We start from the raw sequence: 8917 nt of genomic DNA on the forward strand, positions 1-8917 counted from the left end.
AGTCACAAGACTGACAGTCGCAAAGGCGCCATGCGGTGTTTGGCGGGATAGTCACAAGACTGACAGTCGCAAAGGCGCCATGCGGAGTTTGGCGGGATCTTTGTATCCTCGAACTTGGCGCCGTCGATATGGGCTGGCATTCTATCTAACGACAAAGCAACGACAGGGACCGTCATCAATGCAATCCAGTTTCAGCAAAGGCGTCATGTTTGCACTCTGCGCCGCGGCACTGAACGCGACGATCGGTGTGCTTAGCAAAGTACTCATGAGTAATGGCTTCACTGCCAGCAGTGTGGCCGTCATCAAGACCCTGCTGGGTTGCCTGCTACTTTCGATCCTATTGCTTTTCCTCAAGCGCCCGGCGTCTACGGCCAAATGGACTCAGGCGGCAATCTGCGCCTTCCTTGGCATCTTCGTGCTGTTTCACTTCGAAACGTCCGCCTATCGGCATTACGCTGCGGCAGGTGTAGTGGTGGTGCTGATGGCCAGTGCCTCGATTTCCTCGATCATCCTGGGGCGCATTTTCCTCAAGGATGCCATCACCGCGAACGCGACCGTGGGCGCCGCACTGGCCATCGCCAGGATCGCGGTGATCTTTGGCGCCGACCTGCAACAGGGCTTTACCCTGCAAGGCGCTGCGCTTGCCTCCATGGCCGGCTGCGGTTATGGGRCCTTTTCGGTTGCCATGAAGCAGATGGGCGTGTCCGGGGGGCTGCACCTCACCCGGCAATTGCTGTTTTTTGGCAGCCTGTACCTGCTGATGCCGGCTGCGGCCGATGGTTTTGTGATCGGCGAGCTGTCGCCATTGGCGATCGCCGCACTGCTGGCGCTGGCCGCGCTGCCGACCATCCTCGGCTTCTTTTGCACCACCAAGGCCATCGAATATCTCAAGCCATCCCAAGTGCAGGCGCTGGAACTGACCGAGCCGCTGTTCGCCGCGCTGCTGGCGTTTGTGGTGCTCCATGAAGTACCGCGCGAAAGCCTGTTCGCGGGGGCGGCACTGATCATCGTCGGGCTGTGTTTCTCCAATGAGCTGATCCGCTTGGGCAGTAAAGCCCCGGCCCCGACGACTGAGTGAGCGATTGACGGGGCCTTTGCTGGCATATTGACTTCAACGCTCCCCGTCACTACCTTGCCGCCCCACTTTAATGGCAGGGCTCGATTTCCCTCGTGCTATCTCAGGATGAAAGCACCGTCGAACGGTGTGACCATGGAAGGAAATGACCATGCTGGTAATGGATGATCCGGTACAACCCGGTAAGACGGAGCGCTTCGAGGACTGGCTGGAGGAACCTGAAAACACTGACGTGTAGACTGGGTTACTCGAATGTCCTGTTGGGCGTAAAGCCTGGTCCTGGTACGCCCAACCAGCAGGTATTGATTCAAAGCAACTACCCGGCTACCTGGCGCGATCGGAAAACGAGTTGATTCAATGGGCATCAGAAATGACTGTGTGTGCCGATACGATGGCTGATATCTTTCCCGCGCACCAAATCGCGTCCAATCGACGCTGATCCATCAAGGAAGATAAAAACAATGAAAATATTATTCATCGCTTCGCTAGGAATTTTATCGCTAATTCAAACATCACTATCCTTCGCGGATAATGTTAATGGAAAAAATCTCTATTTACAGCGATGCACCATGTGCCACGGAATAGATCTCAAAGCAACAGGACCATTGGCTAACAAAAGCAATCCTCCTACACCTGATCTAACAACATCCGTTTTCAAAAAACGATTAAATGATTATCCGGGCGTGATTGTATCATCGATAATACTTCGTCCAAATGGAGACTTGATTCCAAAAACTTTGCGAGAGAATGGTGTAAAGCTATCGCCGTACTCATGGAGGATTGAAGATCTGCGCGATTTAAATCAATACATGAGTGGTGTGATTTCAAAAAATCGATAATTTTTGAGTTGAGCGGCAGACACAGAAATCCAAGAGCCATTTCAGGTTTGAGGGCTTGTGGGGCAATGCCGGTGAGCCCGTCGACCTCTCGCAGCAATCGGCTGCGGTCGTGACAGGCAAATAACGGCCAAGAGCGGACTGCTTGTTCCTAAAGATTGACTGCGCAACGCAATTGTCTGCCAGGCACCTCCCCGTCTTGAGCTTCCACACAGCTTGCAAAAACCATGCGTATGGGGATAGATCGACTTTAAACATCAACTCATCCCTTTTCTCATCGCCAGGGTCAATTCATGCCGCTGAGGTTTCATAAAATGCACGCCAATGGCGATGACTTCGTTATCGTGGATTCGCGCAACTCGTCCAATCCCATGACAGACAGCATGGCCCGGCGAATGGGTGACCGGACCCGGGGAGTCGGGTTCAATCAACTTGCGGTGGTGCTCGATGACGATGATGCAGATGCGCGCTTGATGTTTTGGAATGCAGATGGCTCCACGCTGGACGTTTGTGGCAGCGCGACACGGGGTGCCGCGGATATGTTGATGCGCGAATCAAATACTGCGTCGATAACGCTTCGAACCAACCGGGGCCTGCTCACTTGCGAACGGACCTCWACCGGCGCAATTTCCGTCGACATGGGGGTACCACTTTTCGACTGGACGGATATTCCTCTGGTTGTGGAAATGGATACTGTAGGTTTGCCACTTGCGGGTAGCCCAACAGCTTGCAGCATGGGAAATCCGCACTGCACCTATTTTGTGGATGATCTTACAGCTGTGGACATAGCGACAATCGGACCGATCATAGAAACCAACTCCCTTTTCCCCCTCAGGACGAACGTGCATTTCGTCCAGATCATTGACCGAAAGCACATTCGTTTGCGCATTTGGGAGCGCTGGGGAGCGATTCCGCTTGGTTCAGGTTCCTGCTCTTGTGGCGCTGCTGTAAACRGAATTCGTCGCGGCTTGTTAGACAATTGCGTTGAGGTTGAATGTGATGGCGGAACTGTAACGGTTCAATGGGATGGCGTGGGATCTGTCGTCCTGACCGGTCCGGTAGAGACGACTTTTTCGGGAATGATTTCGGGCGCCCTGTTACAAGCTTTGTAGTGGCTAAATCGTGATAAGCAGGTAAGTCGATCACTCCCAAGCGAGATGGGTGGTGTCCGGACCAGACTCGCACATCCCGCAGCCCTGCCATACTGTTGAGCATGACCAGTGCAACTTTCCGCTTCTTTGATGAACTCAACGATTTCCTGCCGGCCGAACGGCGGCGGCAATCCTTCACCTGCGAGTGCGCGCAAGGGGCGACGGTCAAGCACATGATCGAGGCGCTCGGAGTACCGCACACCGAGGTCGAGCTGGTGCTGCTCAACGGCGAGTCGGCAGGCTTCGAGCGGGTGATCCTCGACAGTGACCGGCTGGCGGTGTATCCCAAGTTCGAAGCACTGGACATCAGCCCGCTGCTCAAGGTTCGTGCGCAACCTTTACGGGTGCTGCGCTTCGTCGCTGATGTGCACCTTGGCGGGCTGGCCAGCCTGCTGCGCATGAGTGGCTTCGACACTCTCTACGACAATGGTTTCGAGGATGGCGAGATCGCCGAGATCGCTGCGCAGCAAGGACGCATCGTGCTAACCCGTGACCGCGAACTGCTCAAGCGGCGGATCATCAGCCACGGCTGTTACGTGCATGCCCTGAAACCGTCGCTGCAGCTGCGCGAATTGTACGAGCGCCTCGACCTGGCGCGCAGCGCGCGGCCATTCAGCCTGTGCCTGCATTGCAACCTGCCGCTGCACGAGATCAGCCCGGAACTGGCTCGGCCGCTGGTACCGCCACGCATTGGCGCCCTCTATTCGCACTTCCTGCGCTGCGGCGCCTGCCAACGGGTTTACTGGGAAGGTTCACACTGGCGCGGCATGTGTGCATTGCTGGCGCCGCTGCTGAACCGATAGCCGCGCGCATCGGGCCGGCTGCGTTGCCAGGGATAACCGGCTTTTGCACCAGGTCGATAACGGCCAGAAGTGGGCACTCGGAAACTCAACCGTGCACCAGGTAGGCCCCTGACGGAACCCGATATCGCAGCTTCTTGCATTTGCCGGGTGGGGGCTGATGCCCCGGCGGGCGATCAGGGAACCAGATCCGGCATTTACCCGGAGGCGGCAAATGGCCGCGGGGAATCTCAACCTCTTCGTACGCGGGCGCCGGCGGGACGGAAGCCACTTGCCCTTCTCCTTCGGGTCGAGGTCTGCCAGCCATCGGTGAATCCGATGTCCAATCTGCCTTTGCGCGAGCGAAGTTGCCAGCGTCGCGCCCATTGTCCGCGGTGGATTGTTCAGCAACGGCCATGTCTGCTTCGCGGTGCCTTTGGGTTTCCGCTTCCAGCCCCTTCTGTACTGCAACCAGGTCCTCTTTGGCAGTGGGTGGGGTATTCGAAGACTGGGCCTGCTGCGCCGCCTGGATCAATTGGAAGTTGCGGTTGCGTAACTCGACGTTGCGACCAACCCGCATATTCGAGCGCGCCGCCAAGGTTTCCGCCTGCTGGTACTGCCCCTGCTGAAGACGCAACACACCGAGGTAATGCAACGTCGCGGGATTGTTCGGCTGGATATGCAGGGCACGCTCCAGCGTGGCAGCGGCCTGGTCCAACTGGCCATTTTCATACTGCCGCGAGGCGGTTTCGATCAGGGTGGTCGATGCGCTGTTACTTTGCGCGGGCGCTCTTCGCTCGGCAGCAACCGAACAAAGCGACGCGACGGCGCAGAACGCCAGGATGAGACCCGGTAGAAAACTCTTGGTTGGCATCGGGGGGCGGACTCGACTGATCTCGGACGGCACTGCCATAAAACAGGCCTCAGCGCTGCTCGGTATCTCCGATACAGGGCCCCAATTGACCTGGCCAGTACCCTGAAGTTCCCGCTGAAACCGCGAAGCAACGTGCGGCCAGCAGGAAAAGCATCATGCCGTCAGGATAAAGTCCGCCTGATCGATTCCTGCACTGTTAACTCCGACAAGGCGAATAGTGTCCACTCCGATCCCGATCACCGTGTCCGCCCCGTCAGCCGCAATGCTCACGTTGGCAGCGAACGTCTCGCTGCTGATCCCCAGCCCCGCGATATTGAGCAAGTCCTGCCCTCCGACCGGATCGATATCGAAGCCCTGGATCGAGTCGTTGCCGAAACCTGCCGCAGCAAACACGAAGGTATCGTTGCCGAGGCCGCCGTTGAGCGTGTCGTTGCCCAGCCCGCCGAAGAACAAATCGTCACCTGCACCGCCGATCAGAATGTCGTTGGCCTGGCCGCCCAGCATCGTGTGGTTTGCCGCCGCTGCATCGTAGGCCAGCTCGCTGCCGCTGCCCTCGGCGTTCGCCTGCAATCCCGCCGCCGCGTATTGGCCATTGAGCGCGACCTGCGTCGCGTGCGCGCCGTCGTTCACGATCAGCAGGCCGCCGGTGCCTGCGTCATTCGCTGCATAGGTGATCTGCGTATTGGCGCCGAACGCAATATCGCCAAAGTCCAGCTTGTCACCTGCGGCAAAACCGCTGACGCTGCCGCTGAACGCCGCCGACACATCGAGCTTGAGCGTGCCTGCCGCGCCGCTGTCGAACGTCACATGCTGATCGGAGGCTGCACCGAATTCCAGGATCGCCGAACCGCTGATAGTCGCGCTTCCCGCGCCACTGGCATCTGCGTGGACGGTGATGTTGCCATCGTTCGCCCACAGGCTGCCGCTGTTGACGAGCGCACTTTCAATCACCAATCCGCCGCTGCCGCTGGCTTGCAGCACACCCGTGTTGGCGACGACGCTGCTACCGGTATCGATCACCAGCGCATTGACGCCGCTGGCAAGGATCAGGCCCGAGTTGACCAGCGTCATCTGCCCCGCTCCCAACTGGCCGGCACCCGAGATGGTGTTGTCGGCATTGGTGAGCACCGTGTCCGCGCTGCCACCAAAGATCACGTTCTGCGCGCTGTCGGACAGCACCACTTGCCCGCCACCGGTCAACGTCGCGCCACGGAACAGAATCTCGAGATCGGTCCCGCTGCCGGTGGAGCCGAGCGCTATGGTGCCGCTGTTGTCGATGCTGCCACCGAACGGCATGATCGCGCCGTCGGCAATGGTGATGGTGCCCGTATTGGTCGTGACCGGGTCCACATCGAACAGCAGGTTGGCCCCGCTCAACGCCGCCGCATCCACACCTTTGACCGTGATCGTCTGGTCGGCGCTGATGCTGAGCACGGCATTGCCGTTCGCATCGTTGGCGACACTCACATCGGCAAAATCGTTGACGCCCGTGAAGCCGATCAAGTCAATTTTGTCCGCCGCCGCGTCGAAGCTGTGAATCACGTTGTTGCCGATCGGCTGGGCGAACACGAACAGGTCGGCGGCGCTGGAGCCGGTCAGGTTGTCGTCCGCCGACAATGCGAAGATCGGCGAGCCGGGGGCGTAGGCTTCGATGTTGTCGCGAATCACTTCGCTATCCACCGTGCCATCGACATTGGTCCAGGTCATCGTGACCGGCAAGACCATGGCACCCGTGAAATCTGCTGCTGTTGTGACCGTCAGCGTGTCCAGGCTGTTTTTGTCCACTGTCCAGCTGCCGTCGTCATTGTGGGCGCCCTGGTTCAGGGTCCAGCCTGCGGGAAAACCGGAAATGCTCACCGTCGCAACGTCCGCGCGAGTCACCGCATCGGCCAGGCCCAGGTTGATCGGGCTGCCAGCAACACCGGCGGGGCCGAGGGTACTGTCGTAGACAACGATGTCAGAGGCCGTGATTGCAGTGACCCCCGCCAACGATGTGACATTGCTCAGCGTCGCCACTTGTACCCGGCCCCCCGCATCGTTCCAGTTTGTGTCAAACCAGATTTCGCCCTTGCCGGTCGTCGAGTTGAATACGATTGCGTATGTGTTCGTTGCATCCGCAGGGTTGGTTGTCGTGATGTCGTTCGTCGTTTGCGCGCTTAGAATGACAACAACTTTATTGTCGTCCGGGTTATTGATGTTGCTGATAGAGTTCCGGGTTTGAAAGTCGCCGGCGAGAAGCGTCGTGCCGGCCGAACTGCCAGCGGTTGTGAAGCCGACACCGCCCGTCACGGCCCCCCCCAGGAAGCCAATTTTGTCGGTGTTGTCCGTGTAGTCGGTGATCGTGTCCGTGCCACCGTTGGTGCGCAACCGGAATTGGTCAGCCCCACCATTCCCGGTCAGCGTATCGTTGCCCGCCTGGCCGTTGATGGTGTCGGCCCCGCTGCCGCCGCTGATGTTATCGACGCCGGATGAACCATTGATATTGAAGGCTTCGGTCTGGTTGCCAAGGTTGAGCGTCAGCCCGGAAGTCGTCAGCGTCACGTTTTCGATATTGGCGATCTGGGCGTTGCTGGTGCTGGTGAAGTTCGCGCTGACGTTGAGCGTATCGGTGTTGGTTCCGCCGTCGAGCAGCGTGTCGTTCTGCGCACCGTTGACGATGTCGTTGCCACCCGCCGCGCTGATACTGTCTGCACCAGCGCCACCAGTGATGGTGTCGGCGCCTGAAGAACCGGTAATGGTGAAGCCTTCGGTCTGGTTGGAGAGGTTCAGGGTCGCTGCCGTTCCGATCAATACATTCTCGATACCCGTAATCTGCCCGTCGCTTGTGCTCGTGAAGAGGGCACCCGTACCCAGGGTGTCGGAACCGCTGCCACCATCGAGCAGTGTGTCGTTGTCAGTGCCAAAGATCGTGTCATTCCCGCTGCCCGTGACGATTTGATCGGCACCCGAAGTACCAAAGATGGTGAAACTTTCGGTTTGGACGTTCAGGATCAGCGTTCCTGAAGCTGTGGTTATCTGTACGTTTTCAATATTCGCGATCTGGCTGTCGCTCGTGTTGACGAAGACACTACCGACATTGAGGGTATCGGTTCCGGTGCCGCCGTCGAGCAGGCGGTCATTCGCCGAGCCGACGATCACGTCGTTGCCCGCGCCGCCAAAAATCCAGTCGGCACCGGCACCGCCGGACAGATTGTCCGTGCCACCGAAGCCGTAGATCGCTGTGTCGGAGCTGCCCGCCGAGAAATTGTTGCCCGCGCTTGTACCGAGATAGAGCTCCACTACGCTCGCCGAGACACTGCCATCTTTCACCTGCAAGGTACCCGACACCACGGAGCCCTGTTCCGCGGGGGACAGATTCGTGCTGGCGCCGCTCGTGATCGAGGGGTTGCCGAACGCTGCGGCAAACGGACTCTGCAGCGACAGCGTCGCATTGTCCGGGTCGGTCGCGACGAAGCTGATCGACGTCTCGGTTATGGCCAGGCCGGAAGTCGTCGGTGCGTCGTTGACTGCCGACACCGTGACGGTCGTTGTTGCGATATTACTGGCATGGTTGGCCGCAGCCCCATCATCCACCTGGAAGCTAATCGTGCGCGCCGTTGTTGAGGGGTTGTCGCTACTGTTGGAGTAGGTCACCGAGCGCAGCGCGGTCTGATACTGCGCCACCGTAGCGGCTCCGGTCAGTGTCAGCACGCCAGTGCCAGCGTTGTAGCTGCCGGTAATGCCGTTCTGGTTGGTGAACGCGAGTACGTCCTGACCCGTGGCGAAGTTACCGGTGATCGATACCGTAGCGCCCGTTAGGTTGCTACTGTCGACATCGGTGACCGTTAGCGCCGAGTTGATCGTCGTCGCTGCCTGGTTTTCTGTGTATGACAGCGACCCACCAGCCGTCATTACCGGCGTGTCGTTGCTGCCGGCGATGTGGACGGTGACCGAGGTGAGGGTGCCGTCGGCGCTGCTCACCGCGAAGGCGTCGGTGTAGGTGGTGCCAGCGGAGAACTCGTTGTGGGCGGAGTTGGCGACGTAGGTCCAGGCACCGCCGGTGCCGATGGAGAACTGGCCGTAGCTGCCGACGGTGTTGGTTTGCGCGACGAAGGTTGCGGCGCTGTCGACGTCGCTGATGGTCAGGGTGCCGGCGGTGGAAATGTCGACGGCGGCATTGGTCTCGGTGAGGTTGGCGATGCCGGCGGACAGCACGGCGGCAT

The 8917-nt window shown here is 59.1% G+C and carries 6 protein-coding genes; 4 read left to right on the plus strand and 2 right to left on the minus strand.

Features of this window, described 5'->3' with window-relative positions; all coding sequences use genetic code 11:
* Positions 1–178 precede the first annotated feature (178 nt).
* The 4 genes from AC1DVH_RS21920 to AC1DVH_RS21935 all read left to right on the plus strand — a co-directional run bounded on the left by AC1DVH_RS21920 (position 179) and on the right by AC1DVH_RS21935 (position 3865).
* Positions 179–1078: a DMT family transporter gene (locus tag AC1DVH_RS21920; protein ID WP_477755573.1), complete on the plus strand. Its 900-nt coding sequence runs from the start codon at positions 179–181 to the stop codon at positions 1076–1078.
* 458 nt (positions 1079–1536) lie between these two features.
* Positions 1537–1914 carry a c-type cytochrome gene (locus AC1DVH_RS21925; RefSeq protein ID WP_477755574.1) on the plus strand — a complete coding sequence of 126 codons (378 nt, stop codon included), beginning with the start codon at positions 1537–1539 and terminating at the stop codon, positions 1912–1914.
* A gap of 290 nt (positions 1915–2204) precedes the next feature.
* Positions 2205–3023 carry a diaminopimelate epimerase gene (dapF, locus tag AC1DVH_RS21930; protein WP_477755575.1) on the plus strand — a complete coding sequence of 273 codons (819 nt, stop codon included), beginning with the start codon at positions 2205–2207 and terminating at the stop codon, positions 3021–3023.
* Positions 3024–3124: 101 nt separating this feature from the next.
* Positions 3125–3865: a Mut7-C RNAse domain-containing protein gene (locus AC1DVH_RS21935; protein WP_477755576.1), complete on the plus strand. Its 741-nt coding sequence runs from the start codon at positions 3125–3127 to the stop codon at positions 3863–3865.
* 85 nt (positions 3866–3950) lie between these two features.
* Here AC1DVH_RS21935 and AC1DVH_RS21940 read toward each other — a convergent pair whose 3' ends face one another.
* Together AC1DVH_RS21940 and AC1DVH_RS21945 are read right to left on the minus strand one after the other, a co-directional pair.
* Positions 3951–4715 carry a tetratricopeptide repeat protein gene (locus AC1DVH_RS21940; protein ID WP_477755577.1) on the minus strand — a complete coding sequence of 255 codons (765 nt, stop codon included), beginning with the start codon at positions 4713–4715 and terminating at the stop codon, positions 3951–3953.
* A gap of 153 nt (positions 4716–4868) precedes the next feature.
* On the minus strand, positions 4869–8917 hold a 4049-nt coding region (locus AC1DVH_RS21945), incomplete at its 5' end, for a beta strand repeat-containing protein (RefSeq protein ID WP_477755578.1).

Source organism: Pseudomonas sp. P4_C3 (assembly GCF_056402075.1).